The 25,070-nt window shown below is 38.7% G+C and carries 23 protein-coding genes and 1 pseudogene; 3 read left to right on the top strand and 21 right to left on the bottom strand.

What is annotated here, in order from left to right:
* Nucleotides 1-16: 16 nt before the first annotated feature.
* Together WJQ40_RS07815 and WJQ40_RS07810 are read right to left on the bottom strand one after the other, a co-directional pair.
* On the bottom strand, nt 17-541 hold the full coding sequence (locus tag WJQ40_RS07815) for an adenine phosphoribosyltransferase (RefSeq protein WP_262575843.1): 525 nt from the start codon (nt 539-541) through the stop codon (nt 17-19).
* A gap of 81 nt (nt 542-622) precedes the next feature.
* Nucleotides 623-2,734, bottom strand: coding sequence for an ATP-dependent helicase (locus WJQ40_RS07810; RefSeq protein WP_337539084.1), 2,112 nt, complete (start codon nt 2,732-2,734; stop codon nt 623-625).
* A gap of 291 nt (nt 2,735-3,025) precedes the next feature.
* Between WJQ40_RS07810 and WJQ40_RS07805 the strand changes: the two genes are divergently transcribed.
* Nucleotides 3,026-3,805, top strand: coding sequence for an Rpn family recombination-promoting nuclease/putative transposase (locus WJQ40_RS07805; protein ID WP_337539083.1), 780 nt, complete (start codon nt 3,026-3,028; stop codon nt 3,803-3,805).
* A gap of 41 nt (nt 3,806-3,846) precedes the next feature.
* On the opposite strand, the gene WJQ40_RS07800 is transcribed toward WJQ40_RS07805, so the two are convergent.
* On the bottom strand, nt 3,847-4,548 hold the full coding sequence (locus WJQ40_RS07800; protein WP_337539081.1) for a DNA-processing protein DprA: 702 nt from the start codon (nt 4,546-4,548) through the stop codon (nt 3,847-3,849).
* A gap of 151 nt (nt 4,549-4,699) precedes the next feature.
* Between WJQ40_RS07800 and WJQ40_RS07795 the strand changes: the two genes are divergently transcribed.
* Nucleotides 4,700-5,884, top strand: a complete 1,185-nt coding sequence (locus WJQ40_RS07795; protein WP_337539079.1) for a glycosyltransferase — start codon at nt 4,700-4,702, stop codon at nt 5,882-5,884.
* Between the two features lie 30 nt (nt 5,885-5,914).
* Here the strand turns inward: WJQ40_RS07795 and WJQ40_RS07790 are convergent, their stop codons facing one another.
* Nucleotides 5,915-6,958 carry a galactitol-1-phosphate 5-dehydrogenase gene (locus tag WJQ40_RS07790; protein ID WP_337404219.1) on the bottom strand — a complete coding sequence of 348 codons (1,044 nt, stop codon included), beginning with the start codon at nt 6,956-6,958 and terminating at the stop codon, nt 5,915-5,917.
* A 123-nt stretch (nt 6,959-7,081) separates the two neighbouring features.
* On the opposite strand from WJQ40_RS07790, the gene WJQ40_RS07785 reads away from it, so the two are divergent.
* Nucleotides 7,082-7,318, top strand: coding sequence for a hypothetical protein (locus WJQ40_RS07785; RefSeq protein WP_337404217.1), 237 nt, complete (start codon nt 7,082-7,084; stop codon nt 7,316-7,318).
* Here WJQ40_RS07785 and WJQ40_RS07780 read toward each other — a convergent pair.
* The 17 genes and pseudogenes from WJQ40_RS07780 to WJQ40_RS07700 all read right to left on the bottom strand — a co-directional run bounded on the left by WJQ40_RS07780 (nt 7,269) and on the right by WJQ40_RS07700 (nt 25,069).
* Nucleotides 7,269-7,961: an IspD/TarI family cytidylyltransferase gene (locus tag WJQ40_RS07780; RefSeq protein WP_337404215.1), complete on the bottom strand. Its 693-nt coding sequence runs from the start codon at nt 7,959-7,961 to the stop codon at nt 7,269-7,271. The genes WJQ40_RS07785 and WJQ40_RS07780 overlap by 50 nt on opposite strands.
* Nucleotide 7,962: 1 nt before the next feature.
* Nucleotides 7,963-8,625 (bottom strand): ribulose-phosphate 3-epimerase, encoded by a 663-nt coding sequence (locus WJQ40_RS07775; RefSeq protein WP_337404214.1) that lies wholly within the window; start codon nt 8,623-8,625, stop codon nt 7,963-7,965.
* Between the two features lie 33 nt (nt 8,626-8,658).
* Nucleotides 8,659-9,363, bottom strand: a complete 705-nt coding sequence (locus tag WJQ40_RS07770) for a hypothetical protein (protein WP_337404212.1) — start codon at nt 9,361-9,363, stop codon at nt 8,659-8,661.
* A 10-nt stretch (nt 9,364-9,373) separates the two neighbouring features.
* Complete coding sequence (locus tag WJQ40_RS07765; RefSeq protein ID WP_337539077.1) at nt 9,374-10,777, bottom strand: AAA family ATPase; 1,404 nt, start codon at nt 10,775-10,777, stop codon at nt 9,374-9,376.
* A 100-nt stretch (nt 10,778-10,877) separates the two neighbouring features.
* Complete coding sequence (locus tag WJQ40_RS07760; protein WP_337539075.1) at nt 10,878-11,579, bottom strand: PD-(D/E)XK nuclease domain-containing protein; 702 nt, start codon at nt 11,577-11,579, stop codon at nt 10,878-10,880.
* A gap of 211 nt (nt 11,580-11,790) precedes the next feature.
* Complete coding sequence (locus WJQ40_RS07755; RefSeq protein ID WP_337539074.1) at nt 11,791-12,204, bottom strand: ATP-binding protein; 414 nt, start codon at nt 12,202-12,204, stop codon at nt 11,791-11,793.
* Nucleotides 12,203-13,291 (bottom strand): annotated as a pseudogene (gene istA / locus WJQ40_RS07750) (IS21 family transposase); the annotation flags it as partial. The gene WJQ40_RS07755 and the pseudogene istA, both read right to left, overlap by 2 nt.
* A 368-nt stretch (nt 13,292-13,659) precedes the next feature.
* On the bottom strand, nt 13,660-14,730 hold the full coding sequence (locus WJQ40_RS07745; protein WP_337539072.1) for an FkbM family methyltransferase: 1,071 nt from the start codon (nt 14,728-14,730) through the stop codon (nt 13,660-13,662).
* Nucleotides 14,720-15,859 carry a glycosyltransferase gene (locus WJQ40_RS07740; RefSeq protein WP_337539070.1) on the bottom strand — a complete coding sequence of 380 codons (1,140 nt, stop codon included), beginning with the start codon at nt 15,857-15,859 and terminating at the stop codon, nt 14,720-14,722. The genes WJQ40_RS07745 and WJQ40_RS07740 overlap by 11 nt, the downstream gene beginning before the upstream one ends.
* An 18-nt stretch (nt 15,860-15,877) precedes the next feature.
* Nucleotides 15,878-16,891: a stealth conserved region 3 domain-containing protein gene (locus WJQ40_RS07735; RefSeq protein WP_337539069.1), complete on the bottom strand. Its 1,014-nt coding sequence runs from the start codon at nt 16,889-16,891 to the stop codon at nt 15,878-15,880.
* Nucleotides 16,888-18,435 (bottom strand): glycoside hydrolase family 99-like domain-containing protein, encoded by a 1,548-nt coding sequence (locus tag WJQ40_RS07730; RefSeq protein WP_337539067.1) that lies wholly within the window; start codon nt 18,433-18,435, stop codon nt 16,888-16,890. The genes WJQ40_RS07735 and WJQ40_RS07730 overlap by 4 nt, the downstream gene beginning before the upstream one ends.
* Nucleotides 18,428-19,513, bottom strand: coding sequence for a hypothetical protein (locus WJQ40_RS07725; RefSeq protein WP_337539065.1), 1,086 nt, complete (start codon nt 19,511-19,513; stop codon nt 18,428-18,430). The genes WJQ40_RS07730 and WJQ40_RS07725 overlap by 8 nt, the downstream gene beginning before the upstream one ends.
* Before the next feature lie 11 nt (nt 19,514-19,524).
* Nucleotides 19,525-20,550 (bottom strand): PIG-L family deacetylase, encoded by a 1,026-nt coding sequence (locus WJQ40_RS07720; RefSeq protein WP_337539063.1) that lies wholly within the window; start codon nt 20,548-20,550, stop codon nt 19,525-19,527.
* A gap of 3 nt (nt 20,551-20,553) precedes the next feature.
* The gene (locus WJQ40_RS07715; protein ID WP_337539062.1) at nt 20,554-21,783 is read right to left on the bottom strand and encodes a rhamnan synthesis F family protein; all 1,230 of its coding nucleotides are present in this window, start codon (nt 21,781-21,783) and stop codon (nt 20,554-20,556) included.
* A 46-nt stretch (nt 21,784-21,829) separates the two neighbouring features.
* Nucleotides 21,830-22,843: a glycosyltransferase domain-containing protein gene (locus WJQ40_RS07710; protein ID WP_337539059.1), complete on the bottom strand. Its 1,014-nt coding sequence runs from the start codon at nt 22,841-22,843 to the stop codon at nt 21,830-21,832.
* A 13-nt stretch (nt 22,844-22,856) separates the two neighbouring features.
* On the bottom strand, nt 22,857-23,996 hold the full coding sequence (locus WJQ40_RS07705; RefSeq protein WP_337539057.1) for a WcbI family polysaccharide biosynthesis putative acetyltransferase: 1,140 nt from the start codon (nt 23,994-23,996) through the stop codon (nt 22,857-22,859).
* Nucleotides 23,997-24,010: 14 nt separating this feature from the next.
* Complete coding sequence (locus tag WJQ40_RS07700) at nt 24,011-25,069, bottom strand: hypothetical protein (protein WP_337539055.1); 1,059 nt, start codon at nt 25,067-25,069, stop codon at nt 24,011-24,013.
* Between the last annotated feature and the right edge of the window lies 1 nt (nt 25,070).

Raw genomic sequence — 25,070 nt, 5'->3', positions numbered from 1 at the left:
CCCTTCTGTCTATGGATTATTTCCCTTCATAAGTAACAACTGCTTCAAAATCATAGCCCTTCAGCTTCCTGCGGCCCTCCAGCCCTGCAAGCTCCATCAGACATACGATCTTGACTACTTCTCCCCCAAGTCTCTCTACCAGCTTGATCGCAGCTTCGATCGTTCCGCCGGTTGCGATCAGGTCATCGATCAGGACAACCTTCTGTCCCGGTTTAATAGAATCCTTATGCATCTCGATCTCTGCAAACCCGTATTCAAGCGCATATTTCTCAGAAACTGTTTCACAGGGCAGCTTTCCCTTCTTGCGGACCGGGACAAATGCCTTCCCCATAGCATAGGCAACCGGTACTCCAAAGATAAAGCCCCTTGACTCTGTTCCTGCTACAACATCAAAATCCACGCCGTCCAGTATTTTGATCATGGAATCAATGGCAAGCTTCAGTCCCTCCGCATCCTGCAATACGCTTGTCACATCCCGAAACATGATACCGGGCTCCGGAAAATCAGGAATGCACCGGATATATTCTTCCATTTTCTTCACTTTTTCTTCCTCCCATCTGCTAGTATGACTATCATTTCTGCATATATTTCATTATACTCTGTGGTCATTTGAAAAGCAATGTTATTTCCGCAGGAGACCGTTTTCCAGTGCCACAGAAAGAGAGATCGTCTTCATCCCCGCCGGATCCGGAAAGGCGATCATGGCCTTGTCCCCTTCCCTTTTCAGGATGAGACCAAGCCCGAAGGTTTTATGCAGGACATACATACCTTCTTTATATTCTTCCATATCATATGTGTATGCCTGCCGGCTCCCGCAGGATATTCCGATTCCTTTCCCCCTGCTCCCTGCTGCTGATGCCCTGGACGCAAATATCTCCCTGGAAAAGGAGGATGTGCTTCCATCCTCAAAGGTAAAAATATAAAGCTCCTTTCTGGCACGGGTCATGGCTACATAAAAAAGGCGTCGTTCCTCCTCATACAGTTCCCTGTCCTTCTCTGCCTTTCTGCCGCTCCCGGTGCCCTTTTTCCCCTCAGGCGGCTTCTGCACAGAGGGCAGGATTCCCTCTGCCATATCCAGTAGAAATACCCTGTCATACTCCAGCCCTTTACTGGAATGAATGGTTGAAAGCAGAAGATGCGGTTTCTGCTTCGTCATGCTGCCGCCTGCCAAAATCAGCTCCTGCAGCTCCAACAGTCTCCGTAAAAATGCCCTGCTGTCATTTTCCGCTTCTCCAAGGATCCGCAGGATCTCTGCCTTGCCACTGTCAAGTCCATGGCTTTCCATGTAATCCTGATAGCCCATGAAATGCAGGATCCGGTAGATTGCCCTGCCTGCTCCTTCTTTCTGCATACTGGCAAAATGTGTCTGCAGCGACCGGCACTGCTTTCTGACAAAGGGCGTTGCCTTCTCTCCCTCTGCCACCTCCTGCAGGAGCGTCCGCTTCAGGGAATTATTCTCTATGGCCTCCAGTGCTGCCGCCTTGCTGATCCCGGCTCCCATTTTATAATAGATCCGAAGGAACACCTCCCCATCATATGGGTTCTGGGCAAGCCGCAGGAAATCACAGATATCACCCACCACTGGATGGGAAAAGAAGGTCATGTCACTCCCCTTCATCCGGTATGGAATCCCCTCCCTCTCCAGAAGGTCAATGAGCGGCAGGGCACTTTCGTGATTCCGGTAAAGCACCGCCGATATCCCTTTTTTCTCCCTGGCCTGTTGAAGAAGATATGCGTACTGGGCTTTCCGGTTCCGCAGCGTGATCCGCTGTACCTTTCCTTCCATATCCTTCCATGGTGTCATGTGCTTTTCGTGCCGCGCCACATTTTTCTGGATAAAGCGGTCTGCCGCCTCTACAATCTGCTGTCCGCTCCGGTAATTGCTTTCCATCAGAAGCACAGACGCCCCCTGATGTACCGCTTCGAAATCTACCAGTGCCTCCGGATAGGCCGCCCGGAACCCGTAGATGCTTTGGTCTTCATCGCCCACCATGAAAAGATTGCCGCATTTTTCAGAAAGCAGCCGGATCATGTCATGCTGGATCTTCGAAGTATCCTGCGCTTCATCCACGCAGAAATAGCTGTAGCTTTCCTGAAAATGTGAGCGCACCTCCGGGAATTGCTGAAGAATCCGCAGTGCATATACCATCTGGTCATCATAATCGATCAGCGACTTCTCCTTCAGCCCTTTCTGATATGCCTGATAAATCTCCGGAAGCTTCTGTACTGGTGTCTGATACTTCTGTATCTCTTCCTCCGTATAGCGCATATTTTTCACGTAGGTTACCGCTGTCTGCAGCTCACGGATGTCATTTTCTGTGGCAAAGCTGTTTCTTACCTCGAAAAAGGCACTTTTCAGAATAGCCACCGCTTCCTTGTCCGCTACGTCAAACGGTGTCTTGCCGGTCTTATATCCAAAATACTGCAGCACCCGTTGGGAGATCCCATTGATCGTCCTAAACTCCAGCCGCCCGGCATACTCTTCCCCAAACAGCTCGCAGAACCGCCGCTTCATATCTGCCGTAGCTGCTACCGTATAGGTCACCGTCAGGATCCGCTCCGGTGGGATCCCCTTACAATAGATCAGATACCCAATACGGGTCACAAGTACCGTGGTCTTTCCGCTTCCGGGCACAGCAAGCAGCAGTACCGCTCCCTCTGTGTGCAGTACCGCTGTCTCCTGCTGGTCATTCAGCTGTAAGGAAAATCTTTCTTTAAATTCCTGGAAGGTCATGGATGCCTCTTTATCTGTGTGGATAAATGTCTGGTGGTTTCAGAATATCTGATATCATGTTATAGGATACCAGGGTCAAAAGGTCTAAGACCACATGAGCTTGCTCATAAGTGGGTGAAAGACCTTAGGACCCGCCCCGATATGAGCATAAAAGTGGGATGATAATCCCACGATATGCGAATATTGGGTAGGATTGTGGGAGTGCGTAGCACGAAGCAATCCGTAGGTATCAAAGTCGGGGGCTTTTGACCCCGACATCATTATAGGAAAGTATAACTGATTCAGGGGGAAATGGCAAATTACCTGTTCCGTGCTCTCCTGCAGCAGAACAATAAGGTACTTACCGGCCTTATTGCCTCCCTGCTCCACCTTTCGCCATCAGAAATTTCTTCTGTGGAAATCACCAATCCCATTATCCTTGGCGAGTCCATTAACGACAAAACCTTTTTTCTGGATATCCGGGTAGACCTGAACCAGAATACCCTGATCAACCTGGAAATGCAGGTCATCAATGAACATAACTGGCCGGAACGCTCCTTAAGCTATCTCTGCCGGGAGTTTGATCAGCTTTCTGCAGGTCAGAGCTATGAATCGGTAAAACCTGCCATCCAGATCGGTCTTCTGAATTTCACTCTGTTTCCGGATCACCCGGAATTTTATGCCACCTATAAACTTCTGAATGTAAAAAATCATACCATTTATAGTGACAAGCTGCAGCTTTCTGTGTTAGACTTAACACAAATCCATTTAGCAACCGATGAGGATAAAGCCTGTCATATCGACTTCTGGGCTTCCCTCTTCAAAGCCAGAACCTGGGAGGAATTACATATGCTTTCTCAGAACAATGAATATTTAAAAGAAGCTTCCGAAACTGTCTACCATCTGACACAGGAGGAAAAAATCCGCCTGCAGTGCCAGGCCAGAGAAGATTACTATCGGCGAATGAAGGGCATTCAGGAGAAGTTTGAACATTATAAGGCAGAGAAAATTCAGTCAGACGCTGAAATTGCGGAACTGAAGCAGCAGATAGCAGCCCTGAAAAAAGAACTGGAGGCAAAAAGCAGGGAGTAACCCTACTTTTTCACTATTATGCCGAAACTATCATATTGGTTTCAGAATGGTAATTTCATCTGTTCATAGGACTGTGACTGTTTTATATTATCAAGAAATGCAGCAAGGCCTGTCTCATCATGTAAAACGGTGCTTTTTCCGGTATTTTCCAGATATTGATTTCCGGATGACATCTGTAACAAGCTGTACGCATAGCAGGCCAGTCTTTTATATTGCCGCATGGCAAAATCTGCAGTATGCATTGTTCCACTGTTCTGTTCTGCTTCAATAACAATCACTCCCTGGCTGATTCCACTCTGCAAACGGTCTCTTTCAACATATCTGTATTTCTGTACCGCCGTTTTTTCCGGATATTCGCTCAAAAGACAGCCACCTTTCTCCAGAATTTCCTCTGCCAGTTTCTGATTGGCAGCGGGCAAAATCCGATCCAGCCCGCAGGGAAGGAACACCACACATTTTCCATTTACAGAAAGAGCCCCTTTCAATGCAAGTGTATCACAGCCCAGCGCCAGTCCATTTACAAGATTGAACCCTTCCTCTGCTATCTTTATTCCTGTCCGATATGCCAGTTTACTTCCCTGCTCCGAAAGTGTCCTGCTTCCTATCGCTGCAATGTTTTTATGCTGATTAATAATTTCTATATTGCCTTTATAATACAGAAGCGATGGCATTCCTTTTAAATTCCGTAGTTCATTGGGATATCTTTCATCATCTTCCCTGCATACTGCAATGTTATATTTCATCAGATTGCCTTTCCCAGTGCAAACATTTCCACTTCACGTGCACCATTTTGAAGTAATATTTCTTTACAGGCAGACACCTTCCAAGTAAAATAATAATCAGGGCATGGTTCATGCCAGACATCCTGTGCAGGGAAGCAAGAAAGGGTCAGCAATGGAGATCATATTTTATCGTTATGGAAGCATCTGTGAGCCGGATATTATCAACGCATTTCATGCTGCCGGACTCACTGTAGCCGAAGAAGCACGTGAAATTACAGATAAATCCATATCTAATACTGATCGTCTCCTTGCTGTGGAAGCTCTGTTAAAGAGCCATCCACCGCTCTTTGTATTCAGTATCAATTTTTTCCCTGTAATTGCAGATATCTGCCATATTTACCGTGTGCCCTATCTGTGCTGGACAGCAGACTCTCCGGTACCGGAGCTTTTTTCTTCCTCTATCAGGCATGACACCAACCGGATTTTTTTATTTGACAAAGCACAATATGAACAGTTTGCTCCGTATAATCCAGACTGCATTTTTTATCTGCCTCTGGCATCCTGCACACAGCGTTTTGATCAGGTGATCTCTGCGATTTCTTCTGCTGACAGAAACCGCTATTCCTGTGATATTTCTTTCATCGGATCCCTTTACAATGAAAAAAGTCCATTACAGACACTGTCAGCTGCTCTGCCAGACTATACTGATGGCTTTATTCGTGGCCTAATTGAATCCTCCCTGCAAATTTATGGATACAATCCAATCGAAGCAGCACTTTCTGATTCTGTGATCCATGATCTGAAAACTGCGGATTCTGCCTTTTATCAGTTACAAAATGCGGTTGCCAGCTCTGACCGTTATGTGGCAGCACACAGCTATATCGGAATGGAGGCCGCCTGCCTGGAACGGATCCGTACGCTGAACCTTCTGGCTGATCATTTCCCGGTGGATCTCTTCACCAGAAGTGATACTTCCGCTTTACATAATGTCCATATTCATGGAGGTGTCCAGACTCTTACAGAAATGCCAAAGATTTTTCACCTGAGCAAAATCAACCTGAATATGACTATCAAGCCCATTCAGACCGGCCTGCCACTGCGTATCTTCGATATCCTTGGCTGTGGCGGCTTCCTTATGACAAACTTTCAAAGCGAGCTGACCGATTACTTTACAATCGGTGTAGATCTGGAAGCCTACTCCTCCATGGACGAGCTGGTTGATAAATGCGCCTATTATCTTGCTCATGATGATGAACGGCTGCAGATCGCCCGGAATGGCTATGAAAAAGTATCTGCCAGCCATACCTATCCTCACAGGATCCGAGAAATGTTGAAAACACTGATACCTGTTGGATAAGATATACTTCATTAAAACCCTTTTCTGCCCTTACCTCACGATCATGACTTTATTATAATACTCACTCTTATCACGCATAATTTCCAGTCCTCTGTGCAGTTCTTCAAAGGGCAGTCTGTGTGTGATCTGCTTTTCTGGACTTAAGATTCCCTGCTCCATGGCAGCGATCGTTCTGGTCCAGTCATCCTCCTTTTCCTCCGGAATAAAAGAAGAATTCCATGTACCGCACAGTTGCAGCTGCTTACGGAGAATTTTCCAGTAAATATCCCGCTTCAGATTCATATCGCCATGGGGATTCCCTACTGTAAGTACCTTTCCCCCACGTTTTACTACATCCAGACACTCTTCGAGAACTTCACTGTATCCGGCACATTCTATTGCCAGATCTACACCTTCTCCTGCCGTTCTCTCCAGAATTGCCTGCAGTACATCCACTTCTTTTCCATTGTAAAACTCAGAAAAACCAAGCTCTCCGGCAAGTTTCTTCTGTCCTTCTCCGGTTCCCACCAGAATGATCTTTTCTATACCAAGAGCCCGCAGCCACTGTGCAATCAGAAGCCCAATCGTTCCCGGGCCAAATATAACTGCTGAATTCATGCCTTCTTCATAAACTCTCCGCAGAGCATGGATTCCTACGCTAGCAGGTTCCAGCATAGCTGCTGCTTCCATGGAAATGCCATCCGGGATCTCGATCAGATTCCTGACAGGCACTGCCACATATTCTGCAAATCCACCATCACTTCTGGAACCCAGATAGTCATAATGCATACACATCTCATACTGTCTTTTCTGGCAGGGTGCACACGTTCTGCAGGGGATCAACGGAAATACACCTACCCGTTTTCCGATCAGCCCCTCATTTTCTTTATCCTTTACCTTGCATACCACTCCCGCAAACTCATGGCCTGGTATCGTCGGGAAATGATAAGTGCCATTTGCAAAAATCCGGGGAATATCTGAACCACAGATCCCGGCTGCTTTGACCTCTACCAGCACTTCTCCATCTTTTAACACGGGCTCCGGTACATCCATCAGGTCAAGACGGCCTATTCTATTCAATACGTATGCTTTCATTTAAAAATATCCCTTTCTTTTCTTTCAAAATAGCAGATTGCACAATACAATATTTCCCCTGACCATCCTGAATTCTATTCTACATACAGACTTTTCAAAGCCAAAACCTGGGAGGAATTACATATGTTAGCTCAAAAGAATGAATATCTCCAAGAAGCATCTGAAACCGTTTACAAATTGACACAGGAAGAAGAGATCCGTTTACAATGTGAAGCCAGAGAATACTATTACCGCAGGATGCATGGCATTCAAAGGAAATTTGAACAGCAGGGCGCTGAGTTTAAAGCTGTGAAAAAGGAAAAAGCTGCTCTTAAGCAGTCACTAGTCTCTCAAACCGCTGCAAATCCTCCGCAGTTGTAATCTTGAAATTCCGCTCATCCCCAGGGATCATATGCACTTTCATGCCTGCCATCACCGCCACCTCTGTCGAACCATTGATGGTCAAGATCCGATCCGGCATAAGTGCCTGATTAGCCCTACAGTAAGATCCCAGTCTGAAAGCTTCCGGTGCCTGTCCGGCAAAGATCTGTTTCCGGTCAAGAAGACTCGATATTTCCTTTCCATCTTCACTCAGATATACAGTATCTTTCATGGGAAGTACCGGCAATACGCCATCATAACCTTCCAGTCCCTGTAAGCAATCATGGATCAATCCGGCAGAAAGTAACGGTCTTGCCGCATCATGGATCAGCACTGCATCCTCTTCTTCAGCATAGCTGCAAATATCCTGTAACCCATTCCAGATCGACAGCTGGCGATTCTCCCCTGGCAGAGTAAAACCATGCATCTTCTGCTTCCATTCTGAGCCATTCATTGATTCCGATATAAAACCCTGCCACACCGGATCTGCCACAATCTGTATGGCATCAATTTCTTCATGATTCATAAGTGTTTCCAGACAATAGGCAATAATGGGCTTACCGCCTACCGCCCTGTACTGCTTCGGAATATCTCCTCCAAGCCTCGTGCCTACACCGCCTGATAAAATAAGTGCTATGTTCATCTCAGAATTTCAACTCCCTGATATTTTTCAGTGTTTCTCCGTAAGACTGATCCCTGCCAAACAGAAGTGTTGTTCCAAGGACAAAGCCGTCTACTCCTTTGGGAGCATATTCTATGATCTTATCCGCACCACAGGCACCATCCCAGAAAATCTGGATGTCCATTTCATCTTTCAGTGCCAAAAGCTTTGTAATTTTCTTTCCAACATAGGGAAGATACATCTGACCTGCATTCCCGGGATTGACAGACATAACAAGCACCTTTTTGACAATGCGCAGCATCTCCATCACCGTCTCAATACTTGTCCCCGGATTGATTGCAATACCGGGAACCATCCCGGCATCAATAATACTTTGAAGTGTAGTAGAAGGATGATACTCCGCCTCAGGATGAATGTAGACAGTATCTCCCTTTCTCAGATTTTTCAAAAATAAATTAATATGATTATTTGGATGTTCAATCATCAGATGAACGTCAAGCGGCTTCTTCACCGCACTTGCTATGTACCGCATATCATTCAGTGACATGGCAAAATTGGGCACATAACGTCCATCCATAATATCAATATGAAAGGAATCGATGCCTCCCTGCTCCAGTTCCCTGACTTCCTTCTCCAGATTGCCATAGTTTGCGCACATCATGGATGCTGTTAATTCAAAATTCATTTGTTCCTCCCTGAAAATCAAACCCTCTGATCTTTATTCCCCGATCAGAACCTTTGATGACTGCTCAGTTTCATTCAACTCAGCCTCTATACATATACCAAAGTTTGTATGTCGTTCCAATGAATTTAATCCCTTTTCAATAAATTTCCAGGAATCCTTATAATCCCCTTTTACTGAAAAGCCGGATTTACAGATATAGGTAATAAATCCCTGCAGATCATTCCTGTACTTTTTTGCAAACTGATAAGAATTTTCTTCCTTCTCATCATCTGAACTATTTCGTTTATCGTACAGCACATGATCCAAATTACAGGACATATAATACACCTGATATGGTATATTCCAAATCTGTCCTGTACTCTGCAGACGCCTTAAATTATCCCGTTTCTGTTTATTACGCTCTATGATCAGCTTTGGATTTTTCGTATAGATCCCTTCTGATTCATATACAGGTTCTTCCTTTGTACCGTCGTTTATCACCTGCTCATCGGGAATATACCCTCCATCTGTGTCCACAATATGAATAATCTGCCTGAAATTCTTTGCTGTATAGTGCTGTGACCTGGCATATCCCCGTATTTCATTTCCAAGACGGGCAACAATATTCTGTGCATTCACACCTTTTCTGGTCGTAATATCCCCATGCATGATATATACATAAACAGAATTTCTGTCAAACAGCTGGCTTAACATAACACCAAGTGCTGTGTCATCTGAAGGCCCTTCAACAATGACCATTACTATCTTCTTATGCGCCAAATGCCTCACCAGCCTCTCTGAATGCCAGTGCTATTTCAAAGTTATTTGTTGCATTATATAACAGCTCACTTTGCTCACCCAGCACAATATCTCTGTAGTAAAAATCCCTCAGATTATTATTTTCCTTCACATTTGTCATCCGGATATAACGATTTTCTGGATTTGTTGTAGTAAATGCTACAAATCCCTTATCAATCGTTTCAAGTGGTCTTAAATTATGAGATGTAAAGATCAGCTGTCCCTTTCCTTTCTCTGAAATAATCCTGAGAAGTTCTCCCAGCAGATATTCAAATATCCCAGAATCCAGTTCATCGATCGCTACTGTAACAAATGCATCATTATAAACCATAATTAAAAGCTGTAAAATGGACACTATTTTCTTAATGCCCTCTGATTCATAGCAAAAGGGAATTGCCCTGCCATTTTTCAACGACATTACTTGAATCAGCCTCTCCGTTCTGCCTTCCTTTGATACCAAAGGACCCAGATCCACAATATCAATTGTTAATCCCGGCACTATCTGTTCCAGAACGATATTCATATTTCCAATAACTTTTCTGACCAGCTCAACTTTCTCTTCCTGGATTGGTGTAGCTCCATTCAGGGAAAGCATGAAGCTTCCCACTGTAACTATCTTTTCATCTCTATACTGAATTGCGAGTGGCAATACATTCATACTGATCAGACCTGTGTTTTCTGTATCTATAATAAACAGCCCCATACGCCCAAACGTATACAGGCTTTCAATAACATTCTTATAACTTAATACCTGGCAATTTCTTCTGTACCGCTCTATCATACCTTTACAGAAGATAAAGGATCTGGACTGTTCCTGTGCCAGCCGCTTCGTAACGAGTAGTTCGGTGATATCCTGTCCCTCTTCTCCAAGCAGCTCCTTATACTTCAATTTGGGAGTAAATACCTCCTGCGTCCTTGTATCAATCAGTACACTTTTTCGTACTTTATACCCTTCTGATATACCCCCAAAACTAAGAACTTCATTGAATACCTGTACTTTATCTTTGGGTCTTCCATTTTCCAGTTCATCTTCTGAATGCAATGTATCTGCGCATTTTTTTATTGAAAACTGATACCATATATCATATACTGTTTCTCCCGGTTTCGCCTTAAACTGGAATTTGAATGTCGCACACTCTTTCTCCAGCTTAATATAATCAGCATATTTATCGGGTACTGTAAGTCCACATAAAGCATACCTCAACAGATGAAGTGCATCAATCAATGCCGTTTTGCCCGATCCATTCTGACCATATATCCCAACAATACTTGCCTGATAATTTTTCCTGCGGTTCTCCAGATCCAGATATCCTTTTTCTACATTTTTAAAATTTTCGATTGTAATATTTTCTATCCTGACGGGTTCAATATTCATAAAAGCCTCCCAAAATGCACCAATTTCTCTACAATTATACCATGGCAATCATCAGTTCTCAATATTTTTATTCATTTCGGCACATTTTGTTCCGTTTTGTCTATTTCCCGATCAGTACCTTCTTCCCCTCAAATGCAAAACCGTAATGCCGGATCCGGTTCTGTGAAAACCCACGACTTTGAAGTTCTGCGTCATAGTTCTTCTCCTGAATCTGCTGTAACGCTGCCTTTACCGTATCCTGCAGGGAACCTTCTTCCTCCGGATCATGTACTTTAAACTCCATTACAATTGCATCATCCTTTTTGAAACGTGGAACCAGCATGACATCATATCTTCCATAACCGCTTTCCCGGTTGGAACAGACCTCATAACGATCCCGTAATTCTACCAACAGTCCTAATACAAAACCGTGATAAAATCGTTCCGGCTGTGTCCGTCCCGATGGATGATTCCCCACATCAAAGCTGCTGAAAGTAGTTAATGCCACATCATTCATATAGGCATTCATTTCTTTCAGCTTTCCATCCAGCAATGCTTCCACAAATTCACTGTAATTGGAGGCTTCGTTCTCAAACCATCCTTTCAGCATACTGCTGAACGCACTAAAGGTTTCCAGATTCGTAATCTTTAAATGATACCATGGTTCCAGCATCATTCCGCGATACTCAACTTCTTCTGTCCGTAAATATCCTCCTGCAAGCAAAAGGCTCCAGATCGCATTCCTGCTCCGGTCCAACTGGTCAAATACAATCTGTTCATCAAAGCCTACTACGATCTCTTCTCCCTGCAGCAACGATTCCATGCCCTCTTTAATCTCGGGAGAAGCCGTCTGAATCAGCTTACTGACCAGACTGTTGGAGCTGGTAGAAGCCCAATAAGGACGCAGCTCCCTTTTATCTAGAAAATTCGTAATCGACCAAGTGAATATTACGGTGCGGCGGAGCCGCTAGTCCGGTGTGGCGAGAGCCACCTGTCCGGACTAACGGAGCCACTCTGTTCTCTAGTATAATAAGTTACTTTGCCATTGCAGGATCTAATCCATATACTTCTCGCATAGAGAGATTTTTGGATGGATCAATGCTTTCGATGTCGATTTTATATGAGTCATACGATATGCGATCCATAATGGCGTCTGCCAGGGTACTTTCACCGCCGCAGATTTGTTGGTACCATTCACTTTTGCGGAACTGCGAGCAAAAGATCGTGGATGATTTCTTGCGTCTTTTATGTATCAGTTCAAAAAGATTTCTGGCTTCGGCTTCTGTCAGTTTAAAGAGAAGCCACTCGTCAATAATCAGTAATACTGGCTTGGTGTATTTCTTCAGGACAGTTGAAAAAGTTCCGCTGTCTCTGGCAGCCTGTAAGTCCAGTAATAAATCAGGAAGCCGCACATACCTTACTGTGTAGTAGTGCTTGCAGGCCTCCATCTGTTATACGCACATCGACCTTATTTTTGATATACTGATAAGGCACGGAGTAGTACATCTTGTCTACTGCGATGTGATAGTTGAACTGGACAGTGGCTTGTTCCCACTCAGCCAGTTCTAAGGGTGTAGCAGGCAACGGAGCCAGTAACGGCATTTCTTCCCCAAGAAATAAACTGAGCCTGCTGCATTCCTTTTTCTGGAATTTACGAGCATTGTAGGCATTCAGTTTTTCCCGTATAGAATCATTTAATTCTGCAAGCGAGAAAAACTATTCATTACGAAGGGCTGCAGTTATCCATGTAGATATCTTTCCTACAGATCCTTCTACATTTGGTTTATCCTTGGGTTTCCGGACTCTGACCGGAATGATGGCAAGATTATAGTGCTCTGCCATCTCATGGTAAGTTGTGTTTAATGACGTGGTATACCAGTCGCTCTTTTCATGATTCACTGCTGTTGTGCAGTTATCAGAGACGAGCATCGGTGTTGCACCACCAAAGAAATCGAACATCTGGACATGAGCTTTAATCCAGTTGTTTGTTTTCTCATTCATGCATGCTTTTACAAAAGCATACTGGCTGTAAGTCAATACTCCTACAAAGATCCATGCTTCTGTGATCTCTCCGGTGTCCGGGTCAATGATGTGGGCGGGATCGCCTGCCAAGTCAACTTCAATCTGTTCACCAGGCTTTCTCGGGATATGCATGGTAGCCCTGCGTTTCTCTTCATCCTTTTGGATGTAGTAGCAGAACTGGGAATACATGAGCGGTTCTTCGCTGCTCATGCGGCACTCCTCACAGTATTCTACCCAGAGAAGCTTTTTGTTGACTCCATTTTGCAGAAGTTCTTTGCGGATGTAGTCAAAGTCAGGCATCCGTTTATTTGTTGCCGACTTATCTTTGGGGAACATAAGCTCCTCAAGTGCGCTGTCGGTCATGTCAAAATCCAGCGGCCATGAAATATTTATTTCCGCTGCCTTTTTCAAAACCTTGACGACTGTGTTTCTGGATACACCGCAACTCTGTGCGATGTTCCGTTCACTGAATCCTAAGCTTTGCAAGCGTAGGATTTCACGATACTTGGTCATAATTGTGACCTCCTTTACCTGTATTCACACCAATGGTGTGTAGCTACAGCATAAAGGAAATATATGTAATAGAGCTTTTAAATGTGGCTCTGAATTACCGGTACACATGGCTCTCAATCTCCGGAAAGGTGGCTCCCAAAGTCCGGACAGGTGGCTCAGAGAGCCCCGGAATAATCAAATATAAAAGCTCTGCTCCTGACGAATACTGTCAAATCTCTGATTGCCGATACTGATTACCTGATTCATACACCCACCATTCCGTTCAACGATGTTACTAATTTGATTTGTTTCCTTACAAACTGTGTAACAGTTCATTACCTATCAGTATAGCAAATTATCGGGGGATTGACTATTATTTTTGCCCGTAACTATGGCATGGCATATAACACGGTCTCTCCATCCCCATTTGAATGGTGGCGCAAATATAATCTATACTCCGGTACCAGTTCTTTTATATAGAGAGGAAGTTGATACATATCCTCCGCTTTATGATATATGCATATTGCAAGTTTAGGCTTATCCCTCCGTATTGTCTGCTCTGCTCCTTTCAAGGATTCCAACTCCGAACCTTCAACATCCATTTTAATAAATGTTACTCTCTCAAATGGGTCTACTACATCATCTATCTTGATTACCTCTATACTATCCTTTCCCTGATCTGATATATGAGATGCTCCATCATTCGATGCTTCAAAATATAATGTTGTATTCTCACTCCAAGTTCCCTTACAAAACACTCTTACCACGCCATCGTCAAACTCGTCTTGTGCAATTTTTTTACAAATTTCATAATTTCTTTTATCTGGTTCAAATGCATATACTCGCTTCAGTTTTTTACAATGTAATTTAAGCCTTCTAGACGTAATCATATCGCAGCACCCCGCATCAATAAACACTTCTTCATCTCCAAACGTCATAAATGAAGGATTAAAATATTGTTCTTTTTGTGTAGCAAACATATAATTTGACATTATAAAAATTCTTGTTCTGTCTATTCCATTTGAAATCAGGTATTTTTTTATTGCTTCTAATCCCCTATGCGTACTGATTACTATACTACTATCTTTAGTTTGAATAATAGCTTCTGGCGAAATAACCGCATATCCTTCTACTCCATCCTTTTGCTTTTGTTTATCTTGGTCACAAAATCCCCTAAATCTAGCATCCTTCACAAAATAATGTAGATTAGCCAGTGCATCCTCGCCAGCACCATATAAATAAAAGTCTTTATCATATGGTAATTTCTTTAATAAGGAAGGAATTGCTTTATCATTTAAAGCTGCCATATCTGGAACATACTTGCTTATAATTTTATAAATATAGTTATAATCCCTTGATATCACGAAACTTAATCTACTAAGAAATATTTCTTTTGATTCTGCATCCTCCATCCAATTATATATTTTCTGAAAAGAAATTAATAATTCTCTATCTTCCATATAGTTCACTCTCCGTTTTCTCTATACGATTTATAATACATTTATACTCTTCCTGAGTTTTTCTTCTATTCTTTCTGTCCTCTTCTTCCATCCAACCACCAAAAAAATGATGAACAGACATTGTTGCATTTCTCAGATGAGTCTCACAACTCATGTAATCATACGGATGATTCACATATGATGGATAAATTGTCACACCCTCTATTTCCTGCAAAGTATTATCAGGTCTAAATCCTGCATCAAGAAATGGCTTTGATTCATATACACCATTGGTTTCTATGTTCAAACTCCCATCTGACATCATAAATTGGAAATTTTCTCTATAATCTATTAATTTTTTTAGCATTGCTTGTTCCTTCATAAAGCCACAGCCACCGCCACTATTTATGTTTCCCCATTTTTCTGTACCAATAAATCCCTCCTGATATAAGCAATTATCCAGATTTTTTAACAATGTAACATCTGTATCTAAATAAATTCCTCCATTCTCATATAAAATATCTAATCTGGCAACATCTGTCACAAACCCGTACTTTCCATTTGTGTATGCTTCTTTTGTAAACTCATGCCTATTAATATCATAGTTATCTTCATTCCACTCTATTATCTCATAATCAGGACATTTTTCCCTCCAGGAATTAATACAACTACATAAAAATTGCGGCATTTCCTTTTTCCCAAACCAACAATAATGTATTTTCTTTGGAATTAATTGAGTCTTATATTTCTTTTCTATAATAATACAATTATTATTCTCCTCAATTTCATGAAGTTGCATAATTGGTACAATATACCCATCTGTAGATTCCAAGGTCTGAATATTATCAAGGAACTCTAATACTTTCGAATATTTACTGTTCGTAATTAGAATTATTTGATTATCTTTATTTTCTTCTAAATAGTCCGTATTTTTTATTTCATAAATATAATTATCAATGTAAATCTTCTGACCTTTTTTTCTTTTGTCTGTATCAATAAAACAATCAATATGGCTATAAAGATTGTATTTACGTACTAAATAAGGAACAATAATCTGCCCTATCATTCCTGCGCCATAAACAATGATTCTGCTGTTATTCTCTTTAACCTTCTTTACTAATGATGTATAATCTGTGTTTCTCAATTGCATCGTATGATTCCTTGAATTTTATTTTTCAAAACTACATTTAGTTGGAAAAACCTCATTTAGAGCTCTATTTATCTCATCTCTCATTATAACAAATTCTTCCGGTGTGCAATCTTCAGTCAGACACACCATCTGACACTGTTGCTTTCGAATAAAAGCCGCTACATCCTTATAATTATTGATGGTGATCAAAAAAGGTTTCCCTATTGATTTTTGTGGGATAAAGTTACCTGTACATAGCTGCCAATATCTTACAATACATTGACTCATGTCACTTGAATGTCTAAATTGATTATATGATACTCTGTCTAATTTCTCCCCTTCAATATTCCATATATACTTCAATGTCGACTTTTTTAACGGTACCGGCATATGATAATCATGAAAGCCCACAAAGTTGTTCCAATATTGGAGTCCTTTATTTCGTTCCAGTAGTTCTCCATACCCCTCATAATACCATTTATCCCAATTTTTTTTCTGTACTTCTCTCTTGTTAAAATGATTATTAATAAATAAAATATTATTTGCCTTGACAAAGCTTGCATAATTTGATATAGCCCCAACATCAACCGGTACTATAGGACTTTCTATAGCTTCATCACATGGTATTCCTTCTCTAAAATAATAATCTGAATGTATTGGTTTCAATGGATAACAATCATCATTAAAAAGAATAAAGTTTTCACTCAGTTCTTCAATTCTATGATAATTTAATTCTATAACATTAGAATTAAATGTTGGAAGATATTGCTTGGGTATATAATCTGAGTGTTTCACTACCCTTAACTTCGGATTATTTAGATTCAAAAAAGACGGCAAATGCCCATATGTCACCAAAAAAACCTTCTGTACCCATGGCATAAACTTTTCTATTGCCCGAAATATATACTGAAGATTATCCCAGTTCTCGTATCTTATATTGGAATTTGCCTGCTTTATAATATTATATTTCTCTTCGATTCTTAATTTCTCTGTAATCCACTCTTGATCATTCCCATCAACCCATGGAATAATAATATCTACTTTATCGTTCATTCATTTCTCCAAAACATATCAATCAATTCTTCCAATAATAATATTTTCGAATTTGTTTTTTCTTTCAAATCCCTTACAATACTTTCATTATCATATGTTGTAACTATAATAGCATCTACCTCAGGAATTTCATCCTCAGGCCTTATAATCTTAAATTCTTTGCCATACTGACCAACATATCGATCTATGCCAAAATTAGGAATGACATTTTCTTTTATTAACTGTTGATATGTCTGTTTCCCCATCATAGCCATGCCATAAATAGCAATACTCTCAATATGAAATTTATGGAAATAGGACTTAAAATCGATTTTACCCTTTCGTTCTGCTTCAAGCCATTTATCAAATATTTCTGTGAACGCTTTATATTTTTTTACTTCCAAATTAAGCCTCACTAACTCTTCATTATTACATTCCTGTTTTTCTTCCATTACTATATCAGTACATACTTCTACTCTTAATTTCGCCTTTTTTACAGCCTCTAAATATTTAAATTTATGTGTTATATCCGGTTCAAGATACATTCCCTCTCCCCATTCATTCCAGGCATTCAAAAAAAACAGTTCGCTTTTCTGTTCAATGCTTTTTTTCATCATTTGAACCAAACCATTTTCAAAAATTTGAGGGGATCGATTGATCAAGCATTCACCACTTCGTCCTCTTCTTGGTGTATCATCATATCCAACTACACCGCTATAAAAAGTCTTACACCCTAAATATGGTCTTTCATCTATGATAGCATCCCAGATATCACTATATTCAAAGCATCTTACACCATTCTTTACATCAATATGTCCTTTATCATTTATCCGATTGATTGCAGTTCTAGGCTCATAAATCATGGAAGCATCTAAATCAAGGCCAACTATATTTGTATTTGCTCCAATTAAATATAATCCAGCAATTCCTGCTTTTGCTGCCCAATTTCTCCAACAAGAAACCATTTTATTCAGGCACTTTATGTCATTTGGTCTATAAAAGATAAAAACCGGTTTATCTTCTATTCGTATATATCTCTCATCAAGAAAAAAGGGAAGCAAATACTCAAAATGTTTTCGCCACGCTTCCTCGTCTCCATATTCTTGATTAATTAGTACTCCTTTAGGCTTATCATCACTTTCTTTCTCGATTTCAAACTTTTCGCTCCAAACATTGCCATCTATTCTACTCCATGATCTTATCCAGGATTCACTTGCCCAATTAAAACAAAATGGCATATTAATATTTTTCCATTTCAGAAGATTTTCTGCTGGTTTCTCCAATTCCATTTTTCCCTTTTCGAAATAATAATGATAAAAACAGAAACCATCAATTCCATATTTAGCAGCCAGCGATGCTTGACATGCCATTGTTTCGTATGTATTTAAATCATAATAGTTATTTTGATATGGAATCCATGGAGCATCATGCCCTTCAAAGTACTGTTCTGCCGTTTTAACGGTTTCCCAATCGGTAAATCCTTTGCCCCACCATTTATTATTATCTTCTGTTTCATGAAATTGAGGTAAATATATCGCTATAACCTGAGGTATTTTTTTATTCATCTCTTCGTACCACCGCATACACAATCAATGGATAATACCGATCATCCATCTCAAAATCGTTAGCTTGCAAATCTTCTGCACACATGCCCGCCAAATGAGCTAACGCAGTTTTTACATTTCCATATGAACCAACGTCTACTATAGTTGCTTTTTCATTTTGAAACATTTTATTAAAAACAGCAGCATTAAAATTAAAATATGAACCATAATTATCCATACATCTTCTTGAATTCTGAGATAAACATGAGCATGTAATTAATGCTATTCCCCCTATTTTTAAAAATCTTATTATATTATGAGCTGCTGCTTCTAAGTCATATATATACATTAATGTTTGCGTCAAAATAAAGCAATCTGCCACACTATCGCGGATTCCTTCCCCCGTCTCTATATTGGCATTAAAATCCACGCTAGGATCTGCAGATCCAACATCAATCACAATAGATTTTTCAACTTTCTCACCACCATATTTCCTAGTATAAAAGGAATCTTCTATTTCAAGTACATCCCCTCTTATGTACTTCTTATACTTGAATAGAAATTGCTCAATATAAACCCGATCAATGGGCTTTCCACGTTCCGTGGCAAACTGTTCACTTATAGGCACATTATCCATAGATGCTATCTCATTTATCAACGAATACTTTCTCCTATATAATGCCCTTAAATAAGTAAACCAATCTTCTTGCGTTGTTAAAGTTATCTTTTTTCCGTTCTTCTCAAAAATATAATAATGCTCATTTCCAAATTTGATTTTTTCCACAAATTCATCCACCACACTATCACTTTGAAAATATGGTTTTTCAAAGAAAGGATAAACCAATCTATTTGGACAAATCCCCAGCTCCACAAGTTGCTTCCACATCGGTATAAAATTCATAGTCATCAGGTATATTTTTTCCTTTGAATCAGGTTCCAAATTCAAAGGATTAATCATGAGTATACCTCTATATTCATTTATCTCTTCTGTACATTGTTCAATTTTATTATCAAGTAAAAATTTAACCGAATATTTATCTAAGATATCTTCTTTATGCTTAAAATATTTTCCTGTTCCAAAAAGAATTATGCTTTCCATTCTAATCCTTTCTATACAATGCTCTGTAAAGATACAATCTTTGTATATCCTCTCTCTTCAAGTTCATTTTTTATAGAATCATAATAATATATCGCAGTTACAATAACTGGTATATCCCGAATATTTTCATTTCCAGGTTTATAAATGAATACCTCAGAGCATGTTTGAGTGATTTTCTGATCTAATATGTAAGCAACTTTCACTCCACATTTTATCAACTGTTTTTCTAGTATTTTCCCCAATTCCGCATATCCATAAATAATCACTTCCGTTATCTGATTATTTGTACACCAGTTTTGAACAACCTCCGAATCTGCTTCCATAAGCCAGTCCACCAATACGTTATAAAAAACCTTAAACTTTTGTAACTCATTTTCCACTAGACTATTTTCTTCTACTAAACTACCAAAGGATATGATCTTTTTGTAAACCTCTATCATTTTCCCAGGCATTCGATTTTGTATCGCCCTGTATATACTTTCAACTCTAATATATTCATCATATGGGATTATCTCCAGCTGAGATTGATGAAAACGGATAAGTTCTTCCTTTCTTTGTATATATTCTGTTATATCCAAATAGTGCGTTGGCTTTTGAATTGGACTATGTATTTCATATTGGTACACTTCACAGTTTTTAACATTTTGCTTTTCTAATGCATGAATTGCACATCTATATGCTGCCGTATGATCCGCATGTCCATCATTCTCTCCTGTCACAAATATTTTTGTATATTGCTTCAGATTAAAACCATCTAAACAATTAAGATAATTCATTAGCATTCCATCCGGATAGTCCAACCAATAATATCTTTCTACTCCAATAGATTTCATTTCAAGAATGAACTCATTTTTTCGTCTCTTTGTGCATTTATCTGAGTTTCCGTGTCCTTGTCCAACAGCTCCATCAGTAAGCACAACAATGGAACACTGATCAGGAAATTCACTCAAAACGCCTCCTGGCCCAATACACTCATCATCTGGATGTGGCGCTATTATTAAAATATTGTCATGTGGATATATCTTTAACAGTTCCATAAGTTAATCCCAAAATTTAATATAATTATTGATTTCATTATAATTCAAATTACACTCTATTTCCCTCTTTACGTTTTCATTAATCGGAGTAATAATTATCAAACTTTCGATATCATTTTTCCAATTCTCTATAAGTTCTACTCTAAGTGAATCAACAAATTTATCTCCTCCATCTGTTACCAAAAAAGCTACCGGCTCTATTCCTTGCCTCCGCAAATTTGCTAAACAAAAGCGCCCCATCAAACCTGCTCCATATAAATATACCTTTTTCCCCTTAGAAGCATTTAACACCCTATCCATATTCTCCTGGACTCTTTTCGCACTTTCTACAGTCGGGAATGGATAAAACTCATACATCCTCTTATAAATTTCCATTGTTTCTCGCTTTACAATAAGTGTCTGAATTTTGGCATAATCCAAGGTCATCACTTCACCAGTATCATATCCTGCGTCCTGCGCTACATAAGCAAATACACGTTCTATACCATAACTTAGGTAATTTACATCACTTAGCCTAGAATCATCAAAATCATTTATCATCCATGGATATCTAAACAATTTCTCCAATGCCGTTGTTCTAAACCATAAGGCGGTTCCCAGCCCCAACGGAGGAATATCTTTGGATATATTACAATTAAGTTTTAACTTCTCTGTTATTTTTTTTGTTATGTCATAAGAGCCATGCCACCCCATACCATACCACGAACAAAAATATTCTCCTATTGGGTCTGGTGGTGTCAAAACCCCTATATTCGCATTGGATTCAAATATATCCAAAATTTGTTGTATATGAGTTTCATCATTCCCTATCAAATTTCCCCATATGTTTTTTATCCACACATTTACATCATCTTGTTGTTCTATATAATGTGCACGTTTATCATGTAAAAAACACACATATTTATACTGAGCCAAAATCTCCTTGCCCTCTATCAGTAACGCTGCTACATCTCTTCCCCTAGCATCCTTTTTTAGAACATATTTGAAGTTCTTTCCTCTATTTAATTTATAAACAGCATCTAATAGTTCTTGTCGTGAAGAGATAATATAGACATCAATTTCTTTTGAAATGTTGTTAATATACTCTTGATATTTCTCTATATCTTCAAGATAATACAAAAAAATAATAATTGCACTTTGCGTCAAAATCTTTTCCACAGATTTTGTTAGAATATTGGAATCCAATATATAAAGCAATCCCTTATCTTCTTTAATATTATATACATTTTTCATAATTAAATTACATATCCTTGTAATAAAAATTTAACCAGCAAATTTTTTAGCTATTATGTTTTTTGACTTCTAACCATGGATTCGATCCAATAGGTAAATCACAAATATCAGGTCTAAAATTATTTTTCCAACACACATACGGAAAACTAATCTGGTCTCTGTAAGAATACTTTTGAATTTGCTGCCACCATTCTTCCATTAATTTGATAACTAATGGATTATTATGTTCTCTTACAATACATCCCATTTCATATAAACCATTATTAATAGGATAACTATCTCTAAAATAGTCTGAACACTGCTGTAAAATTTTAACCCGATCACCTTTTCTGCATTTTATGCATTCTGCTGCTTCTTCATAAATACAATTTCTTTCAAAATGAGGAAAACAAATCATCGGCATATTTTTTTTATACTTTGAAATATATGAGAAAAAATTATTTTTTATCAGGAATTTTCCATCTACCCACACGCTCAATTCATATTCTCTAAAGAACTCATTTGGGAAAAATTTATATTTCTTTGCTAAATACATATCATCTAACTGATTATCTGATACATATTCTATATTCCACCTTTTTGACTTGATAGCACGATTATTTGTAAAACACACATATTCTATATTATTATCCACTAATAACGGTTCTTGCAAATTATCATAATTTCCTGTAATGCATGTATATACCACAATTGGAGAAATCATTGCCATTTTACTCTCATTACATACATATCCATACCTCTGATAATATTGATATTTTGTATAGCATATATGACTGTAACCATCCGATGTAATAATATTTTTCGTATTTATTCCTAAATTAATAAGTTGTTCTTTGATTTGATTTATATAAATACTGGTAATAACAATATAGTTAAAGTTTTCTTTCATTACCTGAACTGGCGATATTATCTTTATTCCTTCTATATAAGTCCCCCATTTATCAACATTACTATCTACAAAAGCAATTATTTCATCATTATAGATATTAGATGCTTTTTTACATTCTTTTAAAAAATCTCTTCCGTATGTACCTGCACCCCAAAATATAACCTTGCTCATTACCATACTCCAATCAAATCTCCGGATACATATTAAGCAAAAATAGACTTTGTTGTAATAATAAATAATCTTCTATTGACATCCTGTCACCCCGGGGATTATTTTCTATTGCAAACCTAGATTTTCTAATATACTTCTCCGTATATTCAATGCCTAATGCTCTTTTTACATCCTCATATATAAATACCTCATATATATCCAAGTCAGATTCTATCAGATAATCAATATTAGTTTTTATCCCCAGCGCATATAATGTTCTCTGGGCTATCTCTCTGGCAAGTATAGGCATAATGTGCCATGGTTCCGCAAATAATTTTTCAGTTTTATAGTTATCCAAGATATAATCACTGATCTTAATATCCCACTGCTGTTCTCTTTGGATTAATTTATCAATAAATTCATTCCATCCCTCTTGTATTTCTTCATCAGAATAAAAACCACCAAACATGATCCGATCTTTGATTGCATCAACATCCATACCATTTTTAAAGCTTTCATATATTTTGATGTCTACACCATTATTGAACATACAAAAGAGTTCATTTACATCTGAAGGTCTTTCTAATTGTGGAAATAAACATCCTGGCATTCCATACAAGTTAGGAATTGCAATGCATTTTGCTTTCTTTGATACCTTAGGAAGTATGTTTATTGATGCATAACATTCCCCATATCTGTTTTCCTTGCGAATTGGCTGATATAAAAATAGGTCGGCTCTTTCAAACACCTGATCATGTTCCTGAATATCCTCAATATTTTGAATCGGCAACAAGGGGTAAAATCCGTATATATTTTGCAACATCTCTTCTTGTTCCAAATAGCTTTTAACCGCCGACATATGGCAATTTCCGTACGCTACAGCCAGCTTTTTCTTATACATCGTATATGGAATAAAATCATTAAATTCAGTATATCCTAATGCACATAGTTGTTTCTTAATTTCTCCATATACAAATGCATTTTGTGTTGCAATAATAATATAATATTGAGAATTGTACATTGGTCTGGTTATTGTGATATTCCAAAATCTATCTCCCACTTTATTATTGTCAAACACCCCATCTATATTCAGACGTTCATTTACCAAAAATCTTGTTGCTACTTTTCCTGATCCAAATATAATAAGTTTCTTCTTTTCTTCTTGATATGTCATGCGTCAAATTAGTCTCAATCTTCATCTAAATTTTTTATTAAGCTAATATAATCCATTAGTCCAAAAGTACCATCATATGCTTGTTCATCTAATAGATCGCCTTGTATTATTTTCCCATAATACTTATTAAATGCCAACTTTTTATCTATACTTAGTTCCATGCTCCGTATTACATAATCAGCTAGACTGACTGCAAATATTTCTCCATAACGCGCTTGAATCCAAAAATAATCTTCCCCAAATTCAGCATAATGAAAATGTTTTTTCTTTCCATTAAATTGTCTATGTACTGGAATATCTAATTTTTCTTCTTTCTGAGTAAACATATTTTTAATATATATACTATCTCCATCTGTTCCAAGGCGAATTTGTTTCCCCCCCACTAATACACTTTGCATACTTGTTGGTATCTTTTCTCTCTTTTGTAACAATTTCCCTTCACATGTCGCCACATATTCATTTCCATTTACATCATATAAAAATACTTTATCATTAACGAAAGCTATGTCTAATATTTTTCCAATTTCAAACTTTAATATTATTTCACTAATTTTTTCAATATCAGGTTCAATAAAATAAACAATATTATTCGCTCTACTTGAAGTCCAAACACCATCATCACAACAGAAAAATGTATCTATCCACTGAATCTCTTCGTCCACATATTTAATACGTACAGTATAACCATCATTTTCAATATTATTTAAATCTATATATATCAATTCAGAACCATCCCTTAAACACCATATCTGTCCTTTCCACATAAATGCCTTCAAAATTTTATTATATATCTTTTCTCCACTATCTATTGCCTGCGCGACTCCTGAGTTTAATTCTACCTTCCAAAATCTTTTTGCATTAAAAGGAATTAAATACGCTACATCCTGGTATATTATGCAATTTCGAAATAGCCCCCTTATATTTTCTTCATCTATTTCAACAACCTTTTGTATTTCATGCTGTTCTATATCTGCTATAAACATAAGATTGGTATATGAAGACATAATTACCATTTTATCTTTCCATATTTTCAAACAATCTGTAGTAGTCAAATAATAAAGTAAATTGTTCAAT

Origin of the sequence: Suilimivivens sp. (assembly GCF_037359455.1) — a bacterium.
Classification (GTDB): domain Bacteria; phylum Bacillota; class Clostridia; order Lachnospirales; family Lachnospiraceae; genus Suilimivivens; species Suilimivivens aceti.
The sequence above is the reverse complement of the archived record's forward strand: the minus strand, read 5'-3'. Positions and strand labels throughout refer to the sequence as shown.

Coding starts and splice junctions, on each gene's coding strand:
- WJQ40_RS07710 (WP_337539059.1), bottom strand. CDS start 22,843: ATGAGCAAGGTTATATTTTGGGGTGCAGGTACATACGGAAGAGATTTT.
- WJQ40_RS07765 (WP_337539077.1), bottom strand. CDS start 10,777: ATGAATATTGAACCCGTCAGGATAGAAAATATTACAATCGAAAATTTT.
- WJQ40_RS07725 (WP_337539065.1), bottom strand. CDS start 19,513: ATGGAAAGCATAATTCTTTTTGGAACAGGAAAATATTTTAAGCATAAA.
- WJQ40_RS07715 (WP_337539062.1), bottom strand. CDS start 21,783: ATGAAAAATGTATATAATATTAAAGAAGATAAGGGATTGCTTTATATA.
- WJQ40_RS07790 (WP_337404219.1), bottom strand. CDS start 6,958: ATGAAAGCATACGTATTGAATAGAATAGGCCGTCTTGACCTGATGGAT.
- WJQ40_RS07810 (WP_337539084.1), bottom strand. CDS start 2,734: ATGACCTTCCAGGAATTTAAAGAAAGATTTTCCTTACAGCTGAATGAC.
- WJQ40_RS07735 (WP_337539069.1), bottom strand. CDS start 16,891: ATGAACGATAAAGTAGATATTATTATTCCATGGGTTGATGGGAATGAT.
- WJQ40_RS07780 (WP_337404215.1), bottom strand. CDS start 7,961: ATGAACATAGCACTTATTTTATCAGGCGGTGTAGGCACGAGGCTTGGA.
- WJQ40_RS07705 (WP_337539057.1), bottom strand. CDS start 23,996: ATGACATATCAAGAAGAAAAGAAGAAACTTATTATATTTGGATCAGGA.
- WJQ40_RS07740 (WP_337539070.1), bottom strand. CDS start 15,859: ATGCAATTGAGAAACACAGATTATACATCATTAGTAAAGAAGGTTAAA.
- WJQ40_RS07775 (WP_337404214.1), bottom strand. CDS start 8,625: ATGAATTTTGAATTAACAGCATCCATGATGTGCGCAAACTATGGCAAT.
- WJQ40_RS07745 (WP_337539072.1), bottom strand. CDS start 14,730: ATGGAAGATAGAGAATTATTAATTTCTTTTCAGAAAATATATAATTGG.
- WJQ40_RS07755 (WP_337539074.1), bottom strand. CDS start 12,204: ATGGAGGCCTGCAAGCACTACTACACAGTAAGGTATGTGCGGCTTCCT.
- WJQ40_RS07730 (WP_337539067.1), bottom strand. CDS start 18,435: ATGAATAAAAAAATACCTCAGGTTATAGCGATATATTTACCTCAATTT.
- WJQ40_RS07785 (WP_337404217.1), top strand. CDS start 7,082: ATGTTAGCTCAAAAGAATGAATATCTCCAAGAAGCATCTGAAACCGTT.
- WJQ40_RS07800 (WP_337539081.1), bottom strand. CDS start 4,548: ATGAAATATAACATTGCAGTATGCAGGGAAGATGATGAAAGATATCCC.
- WJQ40_RS07770 (WP_337404212.1), bottom strand. CDS start 9,363: ATGGTCATTGTTGAAGGGCCTTCAGATGACACAGCACTTGGTGTTATG.
- WJQ40_RS07795 (WP_337539079.1), top strand. CDS start 4,700: ATGGAGATCATATTTTATCGTTATGGAAGCATCTGTGAGCCGGATATT.
- WJQ40_RS07720 (WP_337539063.1), bottom strand. CDS start 20,550: ATGGAACTGTTAAAGATATATCCACATGACAATATTTTAATAATAGCG.
- WJQ40_RS07805 (WP_337539083.1), top strand. CDS start 3,026: ATGGCAAATTACCTGTTCCGTGCTCTCCTGCAGCAGAACAATAAGGTA.
- WJQ40_RS07760 (WP_337539075.1), bottom strand. CDS start 11,579: ATGGAATCGTTGCTGCAGGGAGAAGAGATCGTAGTAGGCTTTGATGAA.